The organism is Oerskovia enterophila, assembly GCF_001692445.1.
Lineage (GTDB): Bacteria > Actinomycetota > Actinomycetes > Actinomycetales > Cellulomonadaceae > Oerskovia > Oerskovia enterophila.
The window spans coordinates 66,515-85,689 of record NZ_MAQA01000015.1; the positions used below are offsets into that span (position 1 = coordinate 66,515).

The window sequence follows — 19,175 nt, forward strand, 5'->3', positions numbered from 1 at the left end:
GGGATCAGTGTGCCGGTTCCGGGACGCGTTCGCGTGGTCCGCCCGGCGCGGGAGCCACCGGCACTGCTCCGAGCTCGGTCCGTACCCGTTGTGCCAGCGCCGCGATCGCACGCCGCACCGGCGCCTCGGGGGCCGACTCGGCGAGCGTCCGCCCCGCGAGCAGCACCGCGTCGAGCGTGGACCGGTCGTCGGGCAGCGCGTGCAGGTCCGCGACTCCCCCGTACCGTCCGAGGGCGTCCCGGACGGCCGCCTCGGGGCGCGGCCCCGCGGCCGAGGCGCGGACCCTGTTCGCGACGACGACCCTCAGCGCACCGGCCGCCGCACCCGACTCGGCGAGCTCGGTGAGCCCCCGCACGAGCCGCTGGATCCCGACGGCGTCCGACCCACCCACGACGAGCACGGCGTCCGCCGCGGCGAGCGCGCTGAGCGTCGCGCCGTTGCGCTGGGGCGCGCGGGTGTCGTAGGTGAGGAGCTCGTCCTGCTCGATCCCGAACCCGCAGTCGACCACGGTCCAGTCGGCGAGCGCCCGACCCAGCTCCCAGACGACGTCGAGCGACGAGCCCGGGAGCTCGGGCCACCGCGCGGCGCGGGCGATCCCGGTGAGCACGCGCAGGTGCGGGACGGCCTCGGGGGCGAGGCGGGCGAGCCCGGCCAGGTCCAGCGTGCCGATCCCCGCGCTGCGGGCCGCGGCGGCGATCCCGGACGACTCGTCGAGCAGCCCGAGGTGCTGGGCCACGGATCCGGCGTAGGTGTCCGCGTCGACCAGGAGCACGTCGTCGGGCCTGGATCCCGCGCCCGACGACGGTCCCTCCTTCCGACGTCCTCGTCCCCGGGACCTGCGTCCCCGGGACCTGCGTTCAGGTCCCAGTCCCGCCAGCTCTGCGGCGAGGTGCACCGCGACCGTGGTGCGCCCAGGGGCGCCCGTGGGACCCCAGACGGCGAGCACCCGCCCTCGTCGAGACTCGACCGGCACCGGGGGCTCGTCGCCCGGCCGACCGGGGCCCCGCCCGGACGAGGGCGCCCCTGGCCCGTCGGAACGTCCTGCGCCGCCCCCGCGCCCCCGCGCCTCGTCGCGCACCGTCTCGACGAGCACAGAGGCGGGTGTGTCCTCGTCGAGGACCACGTCGATCCCGATCGCCCGCAACCGGTCGGCGAGCCAGCTCTGCCCGTCGGCGAGGGCCACGACCCGCACCCCGTGCTCGTGCAGATGGGCCACGGCCTCCCGGTCGATGCCTGGCAGGTCGGCCGAGATCACCGCCGCGGTCCCGGCGCCCGCTCCCGCCGCTGCCAGGAGCTCGGTGAGGTCTGCGCAGCGGCGCGCGACCGAGACCCCCGAACCTGGCCGGGTCAGGGCCGTCACGATGATCGTCTCGCTGTCCCCGCGCACGGCGCACAGGACGGATGCCAGGGGCACGGTCGGTTCGAGCGTCATGACGCTCCTCCCGCGACGGGCACGACGGCGATCTCGCCCTCGGCCGCGAGAGCCCCCAGGACCTCGGGCAACGAGTCGGTCGGGACGAGCACGTGCAGCGTCGTCGCACCGCCGGAGACGAGGGTGCTCGACGCCTCCGCGACCTGTGCGACGACGACCTGGCCCACGAGCTCGTACGGCGGCTCCGGCACCGGGGCGACGTCCTTGCCGGCGCCGCCGGCTCCCGTGGTGGTGTCCGGGTCAGGGACGAACCAGACGTCCACGAGGGCGCCGTCCGTGACCCGGTCCGACAACCCTCCGGTGACCGAGATCGCCACGGGACGGACCGCGAGCTCGGCCGCGTCACCGACTGCGCTGCGCGGGACGAGCTCGCCGTCCCCGACGACGCGCAGCGCCACGAGCTCCTCGGGCACGGCCTCGCCCGCGACGAAGTAGTCGTCCTCCTGTGCCCCGAGGCGCACGTCGACGGTCCGGAGCGCGCTCACGTCGAGCGTCTCGCCGGGCGTGAGCGGCCCCGCCGCGGCATAGACCGCGACCGTCCGTCCCGCGGTGGACACGGCCCACGACCCGAGCGCCACGGAACCGGCCACGAGGACGATCCCGAGCACGAGTCGCGGGTCACGCCAGGTCGGCCTGCGCACGCGTGCCACCGTCGGGGCGGGCAGGCGGTCGATCGTGCTCGTCATGAGGATCCGTTTCGTCGGGTCGGTCACAGGGTGGGTGGCACCGGGCAAGGCCGGACGGTGCGGGTCGACGCGGGGCTCGAGCCGCACCTCGAGCGAAGCCGGGCGGCGTGCTCGTGCACATCATGGCTGCTGGGGCGTCGACGCGGGAGGTGACCTCGGGGTGGCTGTGGACAACTCCGTCCATCCGGTGCCTCGTGGAAGAATGTCGCTATGGCACCGCGTTTCCTCACCCTCGCCGACGTGACGGAGGAGCTCAACATCTCCGCAGCACAGGCGTACGCCCTGGTCCGCAGCGGCGACCTGCCGGCTATCCAGGTCGGCGGGCGCGGGCAGTGGCGAGTCGAGGCCACCGAGCTCGAGGGATACATCCAGCGCATGTACCAGCAGACGCGCACGCGCATCGACGCCGGCGACTTCGAGGGCTGAGACGGTCGACCCCGTCGTGGTCGTCCCTCGACGAAGCCCGACGTCCCGCGGCGCGTCTCCTCCGACCGGCGTCGCCGCCGGTCCTCTCTCCCCCTGCTCCCCTGCATCCCCCTGAGCCGTCCCCTAGGTCTCGCTCACGCACACCAGCGCGGAGAACGGCACGAGCCGACCCTCGCGAGCCGCTCTGCCCGGCCCCTGCTCGTGGCTCAGCTCCTCGATGTCCAGGTGGTCCCTGCCGACCCGTGCGATCCGGCCGTCCGAATGCCCCGACCGCGTCCGGACGCGGACCGGCGCACGGTCGCGCATCAGTGCACGCAGCGCAGCGCCGAGCGACCTGCCCGCCTCAGCGCGAGACGTCGGCGCCACGGCGTGACGGGTCAGGCCGGAGATCGACGCGATCGCCGTCAGCGGCACGACGTGCTGGCGTGACCGCTCGGCCAGGAGGACCCATTCGGGGGCCACGTCACGCACCTCTGCCGTGAGGCCGTGACCGTCGACCAGGTGAAGGTCGAGCAGGGCGCCCACGGCCGCACGCAGCCGGTCCGTCAGCAGGATCGTCGCCTGCTCCGCACGGGTGAGCTCGGCGATGGTCTGCACCGCGTCAGCGGCCTCGGCAGCGTCGAGCTGCGCCGCGAGATCGGCGAACAAGAGGTCCCAGCGCACGCGCACACGCTAGCGCCTCCCCGGGGGGTTTCGTCCAGAGCTGTCCGCGGTGCGAACTTCCTCTGGACAGGACAAGCGGGATCGAGTTTGATGTAACGAGGTCAAACGTGATCAAACGCGATGATCGTCGTGCATGCACGGAAGTCACCGTCTTCAGGGGGAAGCAATGGCGCACCAGGTTCAGCACGGGCGGGACGACGAGCACGGTCGACGCGCACCACGGCTCGCAGCGCTCGTCGTCGTCTCGATGGCGACCGGGCTCGCTGCAGCCCTGCTCGCCGCACGGGGAGCCCGCATCGCCCAGTCGTTGCCGGTGTCACGCGTCGAGGTGCACCTCGAGGTCCTCGTGCTCGCCGTCGGCGCGGTGCTCGCCGCGTGGGTCGCCCTGACCTCGGCCCTGGCCCTCGTCTGCGTGGTCGCCCAGGCCCTCGGGCGACGATGGGACACGGGCGAGCATCTCGTGCTGCGCCATGCACCTGCGGCGGTCCGTCGACTGGCGAGCATCGGCGTCTCGCTCTCGGTCGGAGCAGGGCTGGCCCGAGGGCCCGGCGTACAGCACGTCCCGTCCCGCGCACGTCCCTCTCGGCACCCTGCTCGGCTCACCAGCGCGGGCCGCGACCCCTTCGCCGGCCGCGGCGCCGGATTCCTCCGCGCCCGCACCTTCGGTCGTGGAGATCGTGGTGCTCCGAGGCGACACCCTGTGGTCGCTCGCAGAGCGGCGCCTGGGCCCCGAGGCCTCTGCTGCCCAGGTCGCCACCGAGTGCGGGCGGTGGTTCGACGCCAACCGGGACGTCATCGGTGACGATCCCGACCTCATCAAGCCAGGCCAGATCCTCAGCGCACCGCCTTCCCCCTGATCTCGCCCCGGGGCGACGCCCCGGCAAACCCCCGAGCACCGGCCACCGCGTCGGTCCACCATCTCGTCACCGGCGCCCGCGCGGGCAGCCCGGTCCCTCTGCCGCACCCCGAAGGAGCACCATGTCGATCTCCACGGAGCACCCCACCGCCCGGGCCGTCCGTTCCGGCGCCGCCCCGCGCCACGAGTCCGCCGCGACCCTGCCTCGGGCCGCCCGCCGATCTGTACGCGTCCTGACGTTCGGCGGCCCACCCCAGTTCCCGCACTCCGAGGACCTGGCGGAGAGCGGCCGGCCCGTGGTCACCGCGACGGAGACGGACCTACCGGACCCGACCTCGCTCTGCTGCTCGGTCGTGCGCGCTGCGGTCGAGGTCCTGCGAGGTGAGCGGCCTGTCGCGCAGCTCCAGCGCTGGCTCGCCCCCGACGTGTTCGACGCGATCGGTCGCCGCGCCCAGCTCGCGCAGGACGCCCCGGACCGCGTCGCCGCCTCCCGCCCCGTGGCGATCCGTCGGGCCCGGCTGCTGCGCCTCGGTGACTCTGCCGCCGAGGCCACGATCATCCTGGAGGACATGGACAGAGTACGAGCGGCGGCCGTCCGACTCGAGGCCCGGCGCGGTGTGTGGCGCGTCGTGGTCCTCGAGATCGGCTGACCGCCGCTCGCAGTGCTCCTCGGGCGAGGACTACTCCTCTTCGTTCAACCCGTGGCAGAGCTTGTACTTCTTGCCAGAGCCACAGGGGCACTTGGCGTTGCGGGGCGTGCCGGGGAACGTGCGCCCGTCGCCCTCGACCGCGGTCGCCTCGCCGTGCAGGGCACGGCGAGCGCGGCGCGAGCCGTCACCCGAGACCACGGCCTGGCCCGAGCCGTCGTCCGACGGCGCCGAGTACTGCAGCGGGATCTGCTCGCCCGGGCCGTCGAGACCCTTCGCGATGAGCGTGGGCTCGGCCTTCGGCGCAGGAGCCTCGGTGGCCGCCGGGGCGTCCTCGACGGGCGCGTCCACGACCTCCTCGGCGACCGGGTCGTCCTGCACGGCCTGGGCGTCAGCGGCGGCCTTCGCCGCGGCGGCCGCCGCCACGGCGGCACCTGCGGCCGCGGCCCCGGCCGTCCCGCCGAACGCCTGACCCGCAGCCGACTGCGCGGCCGCAGCGGCAGACAACGGGTTGACCGCGGGCGTGGTGGGCTCGGCGACCTTGACCTCGAGGTTGAAGAGGAAGCCGACCGACTCCTCCTTGATGGCCTCGGTCATGGCCTGGAAGAGCTGGAAGCCCTCACGCTGGTACTCGACGAGCGGGTCGCGCTGCGCCATGGCGCGCAGGCCGATGCCCTCCTTGAGGTAGTCCATCTCGTAGAGGTGCTCACGCCACTTGCGGTCCAGCACCGAGAGCACCACGCGGCGCTCGAGCTGACGCATGTTGGAGCTCCCGAGCGACGCCTCACGGTCCTGGTAGGCCACGCGTGCGTCGGACAGGATCTCCTCGAGGATCAGCTCACGCGTCAGACGCGTGGCTCCCCCGGCCTGCTCGACGACCTCGTCCACCTCGATCGAGACCGGGTAGACCGCGCGCAGCGCCGTCCACAGGCCCTCGAGGTCCCAGTGCTCCGGGTTGCCCTCGGACGTGGCGCCGTCGACGTACGCCGTGACGACGTCGGTGATGAAGTGCTGGATCTGCTCCTGCATGTCCTCGCCCTCGAGGACGCGGCGACGCTCGTCGTAGATGACGGTGCGCTGACGCGAGAGGACGTCGTCGTACTTGAGGACGTTCTTGCGGATCTCGAAGTTGCGCGCCTCGACCTGGCCCTGCGCGCTCGCGATGCCGCGCGTGACGATCTTGGACTCGAGGGGCACGTCGTCCGGGAAGCCCGCGCGGTTCATCATGGACTCGGCGAGGTTCGAGTTGAACAGGCGCATCAGGTCGTCCTGCATCGACAGGTAGAACCGGGACTCGCCCGGGTCGCCCTGACGCCCGGAACGACCACGCAGCTGGTTGTCGATTCGACGCGACTCGTGACGCTCGGTGCCGAGCACGTACAGCCCGCCGAGCTCGGTGACCTCGTCGTGCTCCGCGGCCACCGCGGCCTTGGCACGCTCGACGGCCTCGGGCCAGGCGGCCTCGTACTCGTCGGGGTTCTCCGTGGCGTCGAGCCCACGGGCCGCGAGGTCCGCGACGGCCATGAACTCGGCGTTGCCACCGAGCATGATGTCCGTCCCACGGCCGGCCATGTTGGTCGCGACCGTGACCGAGCCCTTGCGTCCGGCCTGCGCGACGATCGCGGCCTCGCGCTCGTGCTGCTTGGCGTTGAGGACCTCGTGCGGGACGCCCTGCTTCTTGAGCTTGGACGACAGCAGCTCGGACTTCTCGACGCTCGTGGTGCCCACCAGGACCGGCTGCCCCTCGGCGTGGCGCTCGACGATGTCCGCGACGACCGCGTCGAACTTGCCCTCCTCGTTCTTGTAGACGAGGTCCGGCTGGTCCACGCGCTGCATCTTGCGGTTCGTGGGGATGGGGACGACGCCCAGCTTGTACGTGCCCTGGAACTCGGCGGCCTCGGTGTCGGCCGTACCGGTCATTCCCGAGATCTTGTCGTACAGGCGGAAGTAGTTCTGGAGCGTGATCGTGGCGAGCGTCTGGTTCTCCGCCTTGATCTGCACGCCCTCCTTGGCCTCGATCGCCTGGTGCATGCCCTCGTTGTAGCGACGGCCCGCGAGGATACGACCCGTGTGCTCGTCGACGATCATGACCTCGCCGTTGAGGACGACGTAGTCCTTGTCGCGCTTGAAGAGCTCCTTGGCCTTGATCGCGTTGTTGAGGAACCCGATGAGCGGCGTGTTGAGCGACTCGTACAGGTTGTCGATGCCGAGGTAGTCCTCGACCTTCGCGATGCCGGGCTCGAGCACACCGATGGTGCGCTTCTTCTCGTCGACCTCGTAGTCGGTCTCCGGGTTCAGGCGGCGGACCACCTTGGAGAACTCGCCGTACCAGCGGTTCGCGTCGCCCGACGCAGGACCCGAGATGATGAGCGGCGTGCGCGCCTCGTCGATGAGGATCGAGTCGACCTCGTCGACGATCGCGTAGTTGTGGCCGCGCTGCACCAGGTCGTCGGTGCTCCACGCCATGTTGTCGCGCAGGTAGTCGAAGCCGAACTCGTTGTTCGTCCCGTACGTGATGTCCGCGGCGTACTGCTCGCGGCGGACCGCCGGGGTCTGCCCCGAGATGATGCAGCCGGTCGTGAGGCCGAGGGCGCGGAACACGCGGCCCATCAGGTCGCTCTGGTACTTGGCGAGGTAGTCGTTGACCGTGACGACGTGGACGCCCTTGCCGGACAGCGCGTTGAGGTAGGCCGGGAACGTCCCGACGAGGGTCTTGCCCTCACCGGTCTTCATCTCCGCGATGTTGCCCATGTGCAGGGCTGCACCACCCATGAGCTGCACGTCGTACGCGCGCTGCCCCAGGGTGCGGCGAGCCGCCTCGCGGACCGCGGCGAAGGCCTCGGGGAGCAGCTCGTCGAGCGTCGCCCCGTTCGCGATCCGCTCCTTGAAGCGGTCCGTCTCCTCGCGCAGCTCCTCGTCGCTGAGGTCCTCGAAGCTGGGCTCCAGCTTGTTGACCTGCTCAGCCAGGCCGGACAACTTCTTCAGGATCCGGCCCTCGCCGAAGCGCAGGACCTTCTCGAGGATCGCAGGCACGCAGTACTCCCGTATCGATCGCGCCCCCGGGCCGGACGGTCCGGGGCGAATGCGAGGCGACCACCGTTCGGCAGTCGGCTGGATCACACCACAGACCATCGTAGGCGAGTCCCGAGCGTGGTAGGGCTTCTGTCCGTCGATGGGGGTTTCGCTCTGCGGCGAAACCCGCCGCGCGGGCCGCGCGGGCCGCGCGGGCCGCGCGGGACACCTACCCCGCGGCGCCCTGCACGGGGGAAGCGGCGAGCTCGGCGGCGAGCGCGGGGGCGAGGTCCCCCACGGGCCCGACGGCGACGCTCGCCATCCCCAGCCAGCCCGCCATGAGGCGGAGCTCGGCGGCGAGCGCCGGGGCGGTCTCCGTGTCCGCGTACTCCTCGCGGTGTGCCGCGAGGACCCGCAGGACGCCCGCGCGGCGGTCCGCCTTGAGGTCCACCTTGGCCGTGATGCGGTCCCCCTGGAGGAACGGCAGGACGTAGTAGCCGTGGACCCGCTTGGCCGCGGGCACGTAGATCTCGATGCGGTAGCGGGTCCCGAACAGCTGCTCGAGCCGCGTGCGCTCGAACACGAGCGGGTCGAACGGGCTGAGCAGCGCGCGCCCCTGGGCCCGGCGCGGGAGCACGGCGTCTCGGTGGAGATACGTGGTCTCGTCCCAGCCTCGTACCTCGACGGGCCGGAGCACGCCGTCCTCGACGAGCTCGTCGAGCGCGCGACGTGGGGCCGGCCCCTTGAGCCGGAAGTAGTCGCGGAAGCAGCGCAGCGTCCCGACCCCGTGCGCCCTGGCCCCGATCTCCAGCAGCCGGCGGACCGCGTCCCGGTCGCTCACGGGCGGGGCCGCGACGACCGCGGGGGGCAGGACGCGTTCGGTCAGGTCGTAGCAGCGCTCGAACGCCGCGTTGCGGCGCGCGGCCGTGATCTCGCCCGTGAAGAAGAGGAACTCGAGGGCCCGCTTGGCGAGCGACCAGTTCCAGCCCCACTCGGTCGTGGTGCGCGTCTCGCCCATGCCCTGCGCCTCGAGCAGCTCGTGGACCTCGCCGGCCGTGATCGGTCCACGCTCCGCGACGATCCCCCGGACGTGCTCGACCACCGCGGAGTGCGACAGCTCGACACCGCTGATGGCCCCCCACGCCTCGGTCCGGTAGGCGCGCTGGCGCCACTCGAGGAGCCGGTAGGTCTCGGGCGGTACGTAGGAGGCCACGTGCCCCCAGTACTCCACGAGCCGGCGCGGCGCCCGGCCCGCCGCGCGGTCGAGCAGGCTCACGTCGTAGGGACCGAGCCGTGAGTAGAGCGGGACCAGGTGCGCCCGGGCCAGGACGTTGACCGAGTCGATCTGGAGCAGCCCCAGGCGATCCACGGTGCGCTGGACGTGCCGCAGCGTGACCTGCCGGGGCGCGGCGCCGTCGTCGGGCCGGGGGGCGTGCAGACCCTGCGCGGCGAGCGCGACGCGGCGAGCCTGGGCGAGCGACATGGTCTCGGTCTTCACCCGACCCATCCTGCCCGTCCCCCCTGACACACGCCGCGTCACACCGCGCGGCCACGCGGCGCAGGGCGCACGGCGACGGGGTGGCGCTGCCTGGTCGGCGACGCCACCCCGTCGGGTCGGTTCAGGTCACGTGGACCTCACGGTGCTCACCCCTGGTCGGGGGATCCCTTCATGCCACCCGCGCAGGCCGTGTCGAGCGCGATGACCCCGTAGCTCCAGCCCCTGCGCCGGTAGGCGACCGAGGGGCGGGCGGTCTCGACGTCGACGAAGAGGTAGAAGTCGTGGCCCACCATCTCCATCTCGTAGAGGGCGTCGTCGATCGTCATGGGCTCGGCGGAGTGGAGCTTCTGACGGATCACGACGGGCGAGTCGCCGAGCTGGGTCTCGACCGCTTCGCCGGGCACACCAGGGTGCGCGACGACCGGCTCCGGCTGCTTGTCCTCCGGGATGAACGGGCGGACGTCGACGGGCGGCTGCGGGTTGTTGTTGCGGTGGTCCTTGCGGCGGTCGCTGACACGCCGCAGCCTCTCCTGGAGCTTGTTCATGGCCAGGTCGAGTGCCCCGAACCGGTCGTCTGCTGCCGCCTCGGCGCGGACGACGGGTCCCTTGGCGCGGACGGTCAGCTCGACCCTCTCGCGCACCTCGGACAGTCGGGGGTTGTTCTCGTGGGTGACCTCGACGTCGATCCGCTGGGCGGTCGGTGCGAGCTGCTCGAACTTCGCGAGCTTTTCTTCCACGTGTCGGCGGAAGCGGTCAGCCACTTCCGTGTGCCTGCCGACGACAACGATCTCCATGTGAGCCTCCGCAAAGGGTCTCGGACGCTCCCGTTACTCCAGAGCGTCCCGTGTGGTCCTGGGTCTGGCTCCCCCGAGGGGGATCCGGAGTACCTATCACCTCCCTGCCCGAAGACCTAGCCTCGGGCCTGTCGCTCTGTGGCCGCACGGGTCCCGTTACCAACCGTTCCCCGTGACGACTGGACCCCAGGTTAACCCCCCTGCGAGGTAAAGGCAGCATCTACGTGAGATGAACTTCGTGGGCCGCGGAACCCTGCCGCGGAGGGGGTGTCGCGGCCACCACGAAGGCCCCCAGGACGCGCGCGCCGAGCCCCTCCAGGGCCCGCTCGCAGGCCGCGAGCGTGGCGCCCGTGGTGAGCACGTCGTCGACCAGGAGGCACGCGGCTCCCGCGAGCGACGGGGCCGCCACGGTGCCTCGCCGGGGCGCACGGACGGTCGTCAACCGCTCTCCGCGGCCCCGTGACCCCCGCCCCACCTGGTCGTGCCCGCGTTGCGTCAGCAGCCGTGCGGGCGTCGCCTCGACGCCCGCCGCACACAGCCCCTGCGCGAGCGCGCGGGCCAGCGACAGGACGGGCTCTCGCCCCCGTGCGCGCCGTGCTGCGGCGGTCGACGGCGCGGGCACCACGAGCACGGGGTCCCGGCCGCTCCCGGCACCGGTCCTGGCTTCTCCGCGCCCGACGGCAGCCCGCACGGCGGGCGCCAGCGTCATCCCTGCGCGGAGTGCCGCGGCGTCGAGCTCCCTCGTGAGGTCGACCCGCCACTTGTCCTTCCACGCCACGACCACGTCGCGCAGCGGGCCCGCGTACGGCGCGCAGGCCCACACGGGCAGCGGGGCCCGGCCATCGAGCCTGTCGAGCCGAGGGCGTCCCGCTCGCGGCGGGTCGGGGCGCCGTCGAGCGGCCCGGCGCACGCCGGGCACAGGGCGAGGTCCCTCGCACCGCAGCCCGGGCACTCGATCGGGACCACGAGCCGGGTCAGCGAGGCCGCCGCGCCCGCGAGCGCGGCGAGGAGAGGGCGTGTGCCCCCGGCAGCCGCGACGGGCGTGACGGGCGTGGCCGACGCACGCCGCTCACGTCCGGTGCCCGGCAGGGCCGGCGGGTCGTCCGGGGACCGGGAGGGCTGCACAGAGGAGGAGGAGGAGGAGGACGGCACGGCCGGAGCCTGTCACGTCCCGCCGCACGCCGGGCGATGGCGAGCCCGTCCTGTGGACACCTGATTCGTCCCGGTGCCTGTGCACGGGCAGGACCCCCGCACCGCCGGGTCAGCCCGGGAACGCCGGCAGGGCGACGCCCTCGATCCGCTTCTCCCACACCGCGCCGGACCTGCTGCGCCCGAACAGCGTGCCGTCCTCCGTCAGTACCTGGACCGTCCGTTCCCCGTCGCCCGCGCTGATCGCCGTCGCTCCCGCGACCGGGGACAGCCGGATCGTGTCTCCCCCGACCGCGACGAGGTGGACTGCCGGAGACGTCTCCGCCTCGTCCGTCCCCAGGACCGCCAGCAACGTCTCGTCGGCCCACACGACCTGCGAAGCCGACCTGATCGGGGCCCCGACACGGAAAGGTTCGGACAGCGCGGTCGGCACGTCCTTCTCGTCGCGCACGATCCCTGCGACATCGACGCGCGTGGCTCCCAGGGCGTCCGAGCTGACCACTGCGATCCGCGCCCCGTCGTGTGCCACCCGGATGGACTGGACCGAGCGACCGGCGAGCCACGGGACGGCGACCTCGACCGGCGTGCCGGGGTCTGCCAGGTCCGACCGCACGACCTGCAGCGCTCCCGCCTGCGCCTGCGGACCGGACCAGACGCCACCCAGCCGGTCGACGCTCGGAGCGAGCAGATCGGTGCCGGTCAGGAGGGGCGCGCCCGGTAGGTTCTTGGTCGGCAGGCGCAGCAGGCTGTCCGATCCGTCCCGGACGACGACCGTCCGGGCGTTGGCACCCTGAGCGAGCGCGGTCGCGTCGATGCCCTCGAGCGAGACGGCGGGCGCCAGCGGCACCAGGTCGTCGGCCCCCGTCTCGAGCGTCAAGACCTGGCCCTCGGCCGCGACGATCTCGTTGCCCACGGCGTCGGCCTTGGCCAGCACCGGCCCACCCGCAGGCGTGCTGAGCAGGTCCTCGCCCCGGTAGAGGTTGACCGTCAGCGGCACCGCGTCGAAGAGCGTCGCCTCGAGCTGCGCCTTGAGCAGCGCACGGTCCTCTGGGGACGCGAGCGAGATCGCGTCCGTCAGGCGCACGTCGACGACGCCCCCCTCGTTCGTGACCGCGTCGATGCTCAGGCGCGTCCCCTCGGGGACGACGACGTCGGTCGACCCTCGGAGCCACTCGACGGGGCCGATCAACGTCTCGTCCACCGCGTTGGTCTGCCAGGTCCGGTTGGGGAACCAGCGCTCGTCGGGGACCAGGACCTCACGGTCCGCCGAGGGGAAGTAGAGGCGGGTCGACCTGAAGGCTGCCAGGAAGTTGGTCTGCGACAGCAGCAGCCCGTCCTCGGCCGTCTCGATCCTCCACTGTCCGTCCCCCTGACGCACGAGCCCGAACGAGACGACCGTGGTGACCGGCACGTCCTCGGTGTACACGCCGCGCTTGTCGAGCGCCCCGACGACCGACGCGCTGCCCGTGACCGTGACCGCGCCGGTCTGCATCGCCTCCTCGTCGTACGTCAGGTCGAGGTCCCCGTCGAAGACCAGCACCTGCGTCTTCCAGTCCCAGTCGTCCGACGTGAGGAACTCCTGCGCGACGTCGAAGTCGCCGGCCGGCCCGGCTGCCTGCGCGGTCAGGAAGCCCGACACGATGCCCTTCGGGTCGTCTCCCGACGCGGGACCCCGCGCCCGCAGGCCGGGAGCGTTGAAACCCTGCACCACGGAGTCACCCTGGATCACGGGACCGGACGTGGGGATCGCCGCGCAGCCCGAGAGCGCGACAGCCGCCACGACGAGGCTCGCGGCCCGCGCGACCCAGCGACGTCGTCTTCCCACGGTGCTCGTCACGGTCGCTCCTCGTCTGCGGTGTGCTCGGACGCCGCCCTGAGCGCCCCCTGGCGCCCGGCGACCAGAGGCTCGTCCGGAAGGACGGGCAGCGCCGACGGGCTCGTGGTCCCCTCGGCCGGGTCCTCGACCTGACCGACCGGACCCGTCGCCGGGCCGAGCCCACGTATGCGGGTCGGCTCCTCCGGGACGAGCGGCAGCGGGGAGGACGCGAGATGGATCCCGGCCCGGAGCGGGAGCGTCAGCCGGAACGCAGCGCCCCGACCCGGGCGGCCCCACACCTCGAGCCACCCGCCGTGCAGGTGGGCGTCCTCGAGCGAGATCGCCAGGCCCAGCCCGGTCCCGCCGGTCGTGCGAGCCCGCGCAGGGTCGGCCCGCCAGAAGCGGTCGAACACGTGCATCGCCTCGTCCTCGGTCATCCCCACGCCGTGGTCACGGACGACGATCGCGACCGCGTGGCGGTCCTGTGCGACCGTGATCTCGACGGGGCGCTCCTCGGCGTGCTCGATCGCGTTGACCACGAGGTTGCGCACGATCCGCTCGACCCGGCGCGGGTCGACGTCCGCGGTCGCGGGCTCGTCCGGGAAGTGCACCGACATCCACACGCCCTTGCGCTCGGCGAGGGGAGCGGCGAGGTCGACCGCCGCGTTGACGACGTCTCGCACGTCGCGCCGCTCGGCGTCCAGCTGTGCGGCCCCCGCGTCGAACCGGCTGATCTCCAGGAGGTCCGCCAGGAGGTCCTCGAACCTGTCGAGCTGGGTCTGGAGGAGCTCGGCCGACCGCTTGGACGCGGGGTCGAACTCGTCGCGCGAGGCGTGCAGGACCTCGCCCGCCATGCGGATCGTCGTGAGCGGTGTCCGCAGCTCGTGCGACACGTCCGACACGAAGCGCCGCTGGAGCAGCGACAGCTCCTCCATCCGACCGATCTGGAGCTGCAGGCTCTCGGCCATCTCGTTGAACGAGCGTGCGAGCGTCGCGAGCTCGTCGTGGCCCTTCACCGGCAGACGCTCGTTCAGGTGCCCGTCGGCGAGCCGTTCGGCGACGCTCGCGGCGTTGCGGACCGGCTGGACCGCCTGGCGGGTCACGACCCAGGTGATGAGCACCAGGATCCCCACCATGAAGGCCGCCCCGAGGGCGAGCGTCCCCTGGAGGAAGGACAGCGTCTCCTGCTCGGGCGCGAGCGAGTAGAGGAAGTAGAGCTCGTAGGTCCCGACCGTGGGGACCTGGACCTTGGAGCCCACGAGCACCCCGGGGTCCACGGGCGAGCTCGGGTCGGAGGGGTCCCGCGGGATCGCGACCGACTGGAGCTCGCGACCGTCGCTCTCGAGGACCGCGTCGCGCAGCTCGTCCGAGACCAGGCTCGTCAGCTGGTTGTCGGTGCTGACGTCGTTGAGGCGTGAGGTGGCCCCCTCGGGCCGCATGAGGAAGATCTTGCGGTCGGGGCTGCCGCTCGTGCGCAGGGTGTTGTGGACGTCGAGCAGGAGCGTCTGGAGCTCGGAGTCCTTGGTCTTGGACAGCGACGCCGTGAACAGGCTCTGCGCCTGCTGGAACGAGTTCGCGCTCTCGACGTTGATCTGCTCGAGCCGCTGCTCGAACAGGCCGTCACGCATGGTGCTCGACAGGTAGGCCCCGAGGGCCGCGACCGTGACCGCACCCACGACGAGTGCGGTCCCGACCACGCGCAGCTGCATCGACGACCGGGCGCGCCAGGTGAGCCGACCGACCGTGGCGCGCACACGACGTCGGGTACGGCGGAACCTCAGCCCCACCCGACCTCGCAGCGACGAGCTGCTCACCCGCGTGCCGCGCCCGCCTTGTAGCCGACGCCGCGGACCGTGAGGACGATCTCCGGGTTCTCCGGGTCGTGCTCGACCTTGGACCGCAGCCGCTGCACGTGGACGTTCACCAGGCGTGTGTCCGCGGCGTGGCGATAGCCCCAGACCTTCTCCAGGAGGACCTCGCGCGTGAAGACCTGCCAGGGCTTGCGCGCGAGGGCGACCAGCAGGTCGAACTCGAGCGGCGTGAGCGCGATGGGGCGCGCGTCGCGCGTGACCCGGTGCCCCGTCACGTCGATCTCCACGTCACCGATCGCCAGGTGCTCGGGGGCCGGCTCGTCCGAGCGGCGCAGCCGCGCACGGATGCGGGCCACGAGCTCCTTGGGCTTGAACGGTTTGGAGATGTAGTCGTCCGCGCCCGACTCGAGGCCGAGCACCACGTCGACCGTGTCGCTCTTGGCCGTGAGCATGATGATGGGCACCCCGGACTCCGCACGGATCAGGCGGCACACCTCGGTGCCGTCCTTGCCCGGGAGCATCAGGTCCAGGAGGACGAGGTCCGGCTGCGTGCTGCGGAACGTCGCCAGGGCGAGGTCCCCGTCCGCGCAGAAGACCGGGTCGAACCCCTCGGAGCGCAGCACGATGCCGATCATCTCGGAGAGGGCGGTGTCGTCGTCGACCACAAGCACGCGTACCTTCATGACCCCATTTTGCCATCGACCCCGGCAGCGCCCGACCGAACCACCGGACGGCGCCCACTGTTCACCCGGGCGGTTCGCTCGCAGCACCTGACAGGCCCCCGTACTAGGGTGGGCCGCGACCACGCAGGGCACTGCCGCAGTGCCGTGCACGGCCGCACCAGGACGAGGCCTCCGGGCCCCACAGAACCGAGCGGGGACAGCAGAGCAGATGACGACGCCCGACGACGCCGGCACGCCAGCACCGGACGACACCCCGCGCTACGGCCAGCGCGCGCCGCAGCCCCCCGAGGGCACGGTCCCGCCCGGTGGCGGCGCACCCGTCCCGCCCGGCGCACCGCAGTACGGCCAGCCCGGTCAGTACGGCCAGCCGACGCAGCCCGGTACGCCGTACGGCCAGCAGGGCCAGTACGGCCAGCCCGCCCAGCCGGGCGCACAGCCCGGCCAGCCCGCGCCCAACGCCTGGGGCCAGCCGCAGTACGGACAGCAGGGCCAGTACGGACAGCAGGGCCAGCAGGGCCAGTACGGCGCCCCCCAGTACGGGGCCCCGGTGCAGCCCGGCTACGGGCCGCCCGCCTTTGCCGGGATGCCCTATGCCCCGCCCGCGAACAAGCCCGGCATCATCCCGCTGCGCCCCCTGACCCTGGGCGAGATCTTCGACGGCGCGTTCGGCGCGATCCGCTCCAACCCCAAGGTCATGCTCGGGATGAGCGCGACCGTGATCGCGATCGCGACGATCCTCGGGATGGCGCTCGGAGCCCTCGTGTCCGGGATCTTCGCGCCGCAGCTCGCCCAGCTCGAGACGGAGCTCGGCAGCGACGTGCAGGTCCTCACGGACATGCTCCCGCTCCTGGGGGCGTCGCTCGTGACCGGCGTCGTCCTCGCGCTCGCGCTGCCGATCGTCAACGGCATCCTGATCACGTCCGTCGGGCAGTCGGTCATCGGGCGCAAGGCGACGGTGGGTGAGGTCTGGGCCCAGGTGCGCTCCAAGGTGTGGCCCCTCATCGGCTTCTCGTTCCTCAGCAACCTCGTGGTCTACGTGGCGACGTTCCTGTACGTGCTGCTGACGATCCTGGGCTTCACGGTCGGCGTGGGGCTCGGGATCGTCCTCCTGCTCGTCGGGCTCGCCGGACTTGTCGCGTTCCTCGCGTGGTTCATCGTCCGGACGCTCCTGATCCCTCCCGCCCTGGTGCTCGAGGGCCAGGGGTTCCGTTCGGCCGTCGTGCGTGGTTGGACGCTGACCCGTGGCGCCTACTGGCGCACCCTCGGGATCTCGCTGCTGGCCTACATCGCGGTGAGCGTCATCGCCAGCATCGTCGTCTACCCGTTCTCGGCCATCACGACCTTCCTCGTGACGGACACCTTCGGGGTCCTGGCCCTGACCGCGGTGGCACAGATCATCAGCTCGGTCGTCACGTCGGTGTTCCTCGCCGGCGTCGTCTCGCTCCTCTACATCGACGTGCGCATGCGCCGTGAGGGACTCGACGTCGAGCTCACGGCCGCGGCGAACGAGCACGCCGAGCACGGCACGGCGTGACCGGGGCGCTCTCCGCGTCGCTCGCCGCCGGGCAGGCGGCCTGGTCGGCGCGCCTGGAGCTGCCGGTGGCGCTGCGTGGGGACGTCCCCGTGACTCCCGACGCCGACACGGCCCGCCGCTGGCTCCAGGAGGAGCTGCTCGACCCCGTCTACCAGGACCAGCCGTCCCTGCTCATGCGCTTCATCGACTGGCTGGTCGGTCTGTTCGACGGCGTCGAGGTCCTCGACGTGAACCCGGTGGTCGCGTCGCTCGTCGTGGTCGGCGTGGTCCTCGTCGTCGCGGTGATCGCCTACGTGATCGCGGGCCCCGTCCGGCTCTCGCGCCGGGCTCGTACGTCGGCCACGGTGTTCGAGGACGACACGCGCTCGGCCACCGACCTGCGCGCGGCGGCCGACGCCGCGGCGGCGGCCGGTGACTGGGCCACGGCCGTCGTCGGGCGCTACCGGGCCGTCGTCCGCTCGCTCGAGGAACGGGTGATCCTCGACCCGCGCCCCGGGCGCACGGCCCACGAGGCGGCCGACGCGGCGGCCCTGCGTCTTCCGTCCCTCGCGGACCGGCTCGCGGGCGGCGCCCGCCTGTTCGACGACGTCCGGTACGGGAAGGTGTCCGTCGGCGCCGCCGCCGACCAGACGCTGCGCGAGCTCGACGCCGCAGCGCTCGCGACCCGCCCGACGCCCGCCGCCACCGGCCCGACGCCGGATCCCGCCGACGGAGCCGGCGACCTGCCCGTCGGGGCCGGGACGTCCTCGACCACGGGAGCAGACCGATGACGACAGGGCTCGCAGCTCCGCCACCACCGGTCTCTACCCCGGACACGTCCTCGACCGCGGTCACCACGGCGTACGTCCCCACCCCGGTCATGGGCGACGGCACCACGGCCGGCTCGCGCGCGCGGCGACGGTGGCGTGCCGTGCGGTGGCCGCTCGCGGTGCTGCTCCTCGTCGCGATCGTCGCGGGCCTCGCGGCCCTGTCCCGGCCGGCGGTGTCGAGCACCCCGCTGGCCCCCGACAACCCGGGCCCCTCCGGCGCCCGCGCGCTCGCCCAGGTGCTCGGCGACCAGGGCGTCGACGTCGAGTACGTGACCACCACCGCGGACGCGGTCTCCCGGGCACTCGCCGGGACCACTCTCCTCGTGACCTCGGACCTCGACCTCCTGCCCGAGCAGATCGACGCCCTCCTCGAGACAGAGGCCGACCTGGTGCTCGTCGAGCCCGGGTACGACCTGCTCGAGGGCGCGACCGGCGGGACCGCGACCCTGGCCGACGACTGGTCGTCCCCCGACGTCGCCCGGGCCCCCGACTGCACCGACCCCGACGCCGTCGCCGCGGGCAGCATCCGCAGCACGGGCTTCGGTCTCACCGCGACCGGTCCCGGCTCGACCGTCTGCTTCCCGGGCGACGACAGCCCCCCGGACACCGGCGCCTACCTCGTCCACGAGGGTGAGCGCCGCGTCGTCGCCCTCGACGACGCCGCCCTGCTCACCAACTCGGGCATCACCCGGGACGGGAACGCCGCGCTCGTGCTGCGGTCGCTCGGGCGCCACGAGACCCTCACGTGGTTCGTGCCGAGCCTCACGGACGACACGATCTCCGAGGACGTCGGTGCGGGCACCGGTGCACTCCCCCCGTGGGTCACGGTCGTGCTCGTGCAGCTCCTCGTGGTCGCGTTCTTCGCGGCGCTCTGGCGCGGGCGCCGCCTGGGACGGCTCGTGACCGAGGACCTGCCCGTCGTGGTCCGCGCCTCGGAGACCACGCGCGGACGCGGGCGGCTCTACCGCCGCTCCCGCTCGCGCGGTCACGCCGCCGCGGGCCTGCGGGCCCACAGCGCCGACCGCATGGCCTCACGCCTGGGGCTCCCCCGCTCGGCCGCCGCCCCGGCGCTGATCGACGCGATCGTCCGCGCCACGCACCGACCGGCCGAGCAGGTCGCGCACCTCCTGTACGGCCCACCACCCGCCGACGACGCAGCGCTGCTCGAGCTCGCGCGTCACCTTGACCAGTTGGAGAGCGAGGTCTTCCACCCGTGACGCACCACCCCGAGGGGACGAACCCCTATCAGCAGCCCGCCGAGCGCTACGCGCCGCCGCAGGCCCAGCCCGCCACGCCGCCCGCCTACGGGGCTCCGGTTCCCCCCCTGTCTCTTATCCACATCCCCGAGCCCACGAGACG

General features: G+C 72.8%; 17 protein-coding genes. 6 read left to right on the forward strand and 11 right to left on the reverse strand.

All coding sequences use genetic code 11. From position 1 onward, the window contains the following. Nucleotides 1-4: 4 nt before the first annotated feature. Together OERS_RS08145 and OERS_RS08150 are read right to left on the reverse strand one after the other, a co-directional pair. On the reverse strand, nt 5-1,432 hold the full coding sequence (locus tag OERS_RS08145; RefSeq protein WP_068625394.1) for an AAA family ATPase: 1,428 nt from the start codon (nt 1,430-1,432) through the stop codon (nt 5-7). Further along, a complete protein-coding gene (locus OERS_RS08150; protein WP_068625414.1) occupies nt 1,429-2,118 on the reverse strand; it encodes a hypothetical protein in 690 nt (229 codons plus the stop codon). Before OERS_RS08150 ends, OERS_RS08145 begins: the two co-directional genes overlap by 4 nt. A 210-nt stretch (nt 2,119-2,328) precedes the next feature. On the opposite strand from OERS_RS08150, the gene OERS_RS08155 reads away from it, so the two are divergent. Beyond that, nucleotides 2,329-2,544, forward strand: a complete 216-nt coding sequence (locus OERS_RS08155; protein WP_068625395.1) for a helix-turn-helix domain-containing protein — start codon at nt 2,329-2,331, stop codon at nt 2,542-2,544. A 123-nt stretch (nt 2,545-2,667) separates the two neighbouring features. On the opposite strand, the gene OERS_RS08160 is transcribed toward OERS_RS08155, so the two are convergent. After that, nucleotides 2,668-3,207, reverse strand: a complete 540-nt coding sequence (locus tag OERS_RS08160) for a hypothetical protein (RefSeq protein WP_068625415.1) — start codon at nt 3,205-3,207, stop codon at nt 2,668-2,670. Nucleotides 3,208-3,523: 316 nt separating this feature from the next. Continuing rightward, nucleotides 3,524-3,679, reverse strand: coding sequence for a hypothetical protein (locus tag OERS_RS21495; RefSeq protein ID WP_169834200.1), 156 nt, complete (start codon nt 3,677-3,679; stop codon nt 3,524-3,526). A 208-nt stretch (nt 3,680-3,887) separates the two neighbouring features. Between OERS_RS21495 and OERS_RS21500 the strand changes: the two genes are divergently transcribed. Continuing rightward, nucleotides 3,888-4,064 carry a LysM peptidoglycan-binding domain-containing protein gene (locus tag OERS_RS21500; protein WP_169834201.1) on the forward strand — a complete coding sequence of 59 codons (177 nt, stop codon included), beginning with the start codon at nt 3,888-3,890 and terminating at the stop codon, nt 4,062-4,064. 121 nt (nt 4,065-4,185) lie between these two features. Beyond that, nucleotides 4,186-4,713: an Rv3235 family protein gene (locus OERS_RS08170; protein WP_231907849.1), complete on the forward strand. Its 528-nt coding sequence runs from the start codon at nt 4,186-4,188 to the stop codon at nt 4,711-4,713. Between the two features lie 30 nt (nt 4,714-4,743). Here OERS_RS08170 and secA read toward each other — a convergent pair whose 3' ends face one another. The 7 genes from secA to mtrA form a co-directional block, all read right to left on the reverse strand. Then, nucleotides 4,744-7,743 carry a preprotein translocase subunit SecA gene (gene secA, locus OERS_RS08175; protein WP_068625397.1) on the reverse strand — a complete coding sequence of 1,000 codons (3,000 nt, stop codon included), beginning with the start codon at nt 7,741-7,743 and terminating at the stop codon, nt 4,744-4,746. 208 nt (nt 7,744-7,951) lie between these two features. Continuing rightward, entirely contained in the window at nt 7,952-9,229 is a 1,278-nt protein-coding gene (locus OERS_RS08180; RefSeq protein ID WP_068625398.1) for a winged helix-turn-helix domain-containing protein, read from the reverse strand. A 137-nt stretch (nt 9,230-9,366) separates the two neighbouring features. Continuing rightward, complete coding sequence (hpf, locus tag OERS_RS08185) at nt 9,367-10,014, reverse strand: ribosome hibernation-promoting factor, HPF/YfiA family (protein WP_056646087.1); 648 nt, start codon at nt 10,012-10,014, stop codon at nt 9,367-9,369. 220 nt (nt 10,015-10,234) lie between these two features. Further along, a complete protein-coding gene (locus tag OERS_RS08190) occupies nt 10,235-10,933 on the reverse strand; it encodes a ComF family protein (RefSeq protein WP_248948463.1) in 699 nt (232 codons plus the stop codon). 342 nt (nt 10,934-11,275) lie between these two features. Next, nucleotides 11,276-13,000 (reverse strand): LpqB family beta-propeller domain-containing protein, encoded by a 1,725-nt coding sequence (locus OERS_RS08195; protein ID WP_068625400.1) that lies wholly within the window; start codon nt 12,998-13,000, stop codon nt 11,276-11,278. Beyond that, nucleotides 12,997-14,733: an MtrAB system histidine kinase MtrB gene (gene mtrB, locus OERS_RS08200; protein ID WP_068625401.1), complete on the reverse strand. Its 1,737-nt coding sequence runs from the start codon at nt 14,731-14,733 to the stop codon at nt 12,997-12,999. Before mtrB ends, OERS_RS08195 begins: the two co-directional genes overlap by 4 nt. 56 nt (nt 14,734-14,789) lie before the next feature. Beyond that, the gene (mtrA, locus tag OERS_RS08205; protein ID WP_056646082.1) at nt 14,790-15,473 is read right to left on the reverse strand and encodes an MtrAB system response regulator MtrA; all 684 of its coding nucleotides are present in this window, start codon (nt 15,471-15,473) and stop codon (nt 14,790-14,792) included. Nucleotides 15,474-15,681: 208 nt separating this feature from the next. Between mtrA and OERS_RS08210 the strand changes: the two genes are divergently transcribed. From OERS_RS08210 to OERS_RS08220, 3 genes are read left to right on the forward strand one after another with little or no spacing between them, the layout of a single operon-like run. Then, nucleotides 15,682-17,007, forward strand: coding sequence for a hypothetical protein (locus OERS_RS08210; protein WP_068625402.1), 1,326 nt, complete (start codon nt 15,682-15,684; stop codon nt 17,005-17,007). Further along, nucleotides 17,004-17,777 carry a DUF4129 domain-containing protein gene (locus tag OERS_RS08215; protein ID WP_068625403.1) on the forward strand — a complete coding sequence of 258 codons (774 nt, stop codon included), beginning with the start codon at nt 17,004-17,006 and terminating at the stop codon, nt 17,775-17,777. The genes OERS_RS08210 and OERS_RS08215 overlap by 4 nt, the downstream gene beginning before the upstream one ends. Further along, nucleotides 17,774-19,033, forward strand: a complete 1,260-nt coding sequence (locus OERS_RS08220) for a DUF4350 domain-containing protein (RefSeq protein ID WP_083201316.1) — start codon at nt 17,774-17,776, stop codon at nt 19,031-19,033. Before OERS_RS08215 ends, OERS_RS08220 begins: the two co-directional genes overlap by 4 nt. The last annotated feature ends 142 nt before the right edge of the window (nt 19,034-19,175 follow it).

What these genes read in the sequence shown, in the direction of transcription:
- OERS_RS08180 (WP_068625398.1), bottom strand. Translation starts at nt 9,229, where the DNA reads ATGGGTCGGGTGAAGACCGAGACCATGTCGCTCGCCCAGGCTCGCCGC.
- OERS_RS08170 (WP_231907849.1), top strand. Translation starts at nt 4,186, where the DNA reads ATGTCGATCTCCACGGAGCACCCCACCGCCCGGGCCGTCCGTTCCGGC.
- OERS_RS08220 (WP_083201316.1), top strand. Translation starts at nt 17,774, where the DNA reads ATGACGACAGGGCTCGCAGCTCCGCCACCACCGGTCTCTACCCCGGAC.
- OERS_RS08155 (WP_068625395.1), top strand. Translation starts at nt 2,329, where the DNA reads ATGGCACCGCGTTTCCTCACCCTCGCCGACGTGACGGAGGAGCTCAAC.
- OERS_RS08210 (WP_068625402.1), top strand. Translation starts at nt 15,682, where the DNA reads ATGACGACGCCCGACGACGCCGGCACGCCAGCACCGGACGACACCCCG.
- OERS_RS08150 (WP_068625414.1), bottom strand. Translation starts at nt 2,118, where the DNA reads ATGACGAGCACGATCGACCGCCTGCCCGCCCCGACGGTGGCACGCGTG.
- hpf (WP_056646087.1), bottom strand. Translation starts at nt 10,014, where the DNA reads ATGGAGATCGTTGTCGTCGGCAGGCACACGGAAGTGGCTGACCGCTTC.
- OERS_RS21495 (WP_169834200.1), bottom strand. Translation starts at nt 3,679, where the DNA reads ATGGCGCAGCACGAGATGCTCGCCCGTGTCCCATCGTCGCCCGAGGGC.
- OERS_RS08145 (WP_068625394.1), bottom strand. Translation starts at nt 1,432, where the DNA reads ATGACGCTCGAACCGACCGTGCCCCTGGCATCCGTCCTGTGCGCCGTG.
- mtrA (WP_056646082.1), bottom strand. Translation starts at nt 15,473, where the DNA reads ATGAAGGTACGCGTGCTTGTGGTCGACGACGACACCGCCCTCTCCGAG.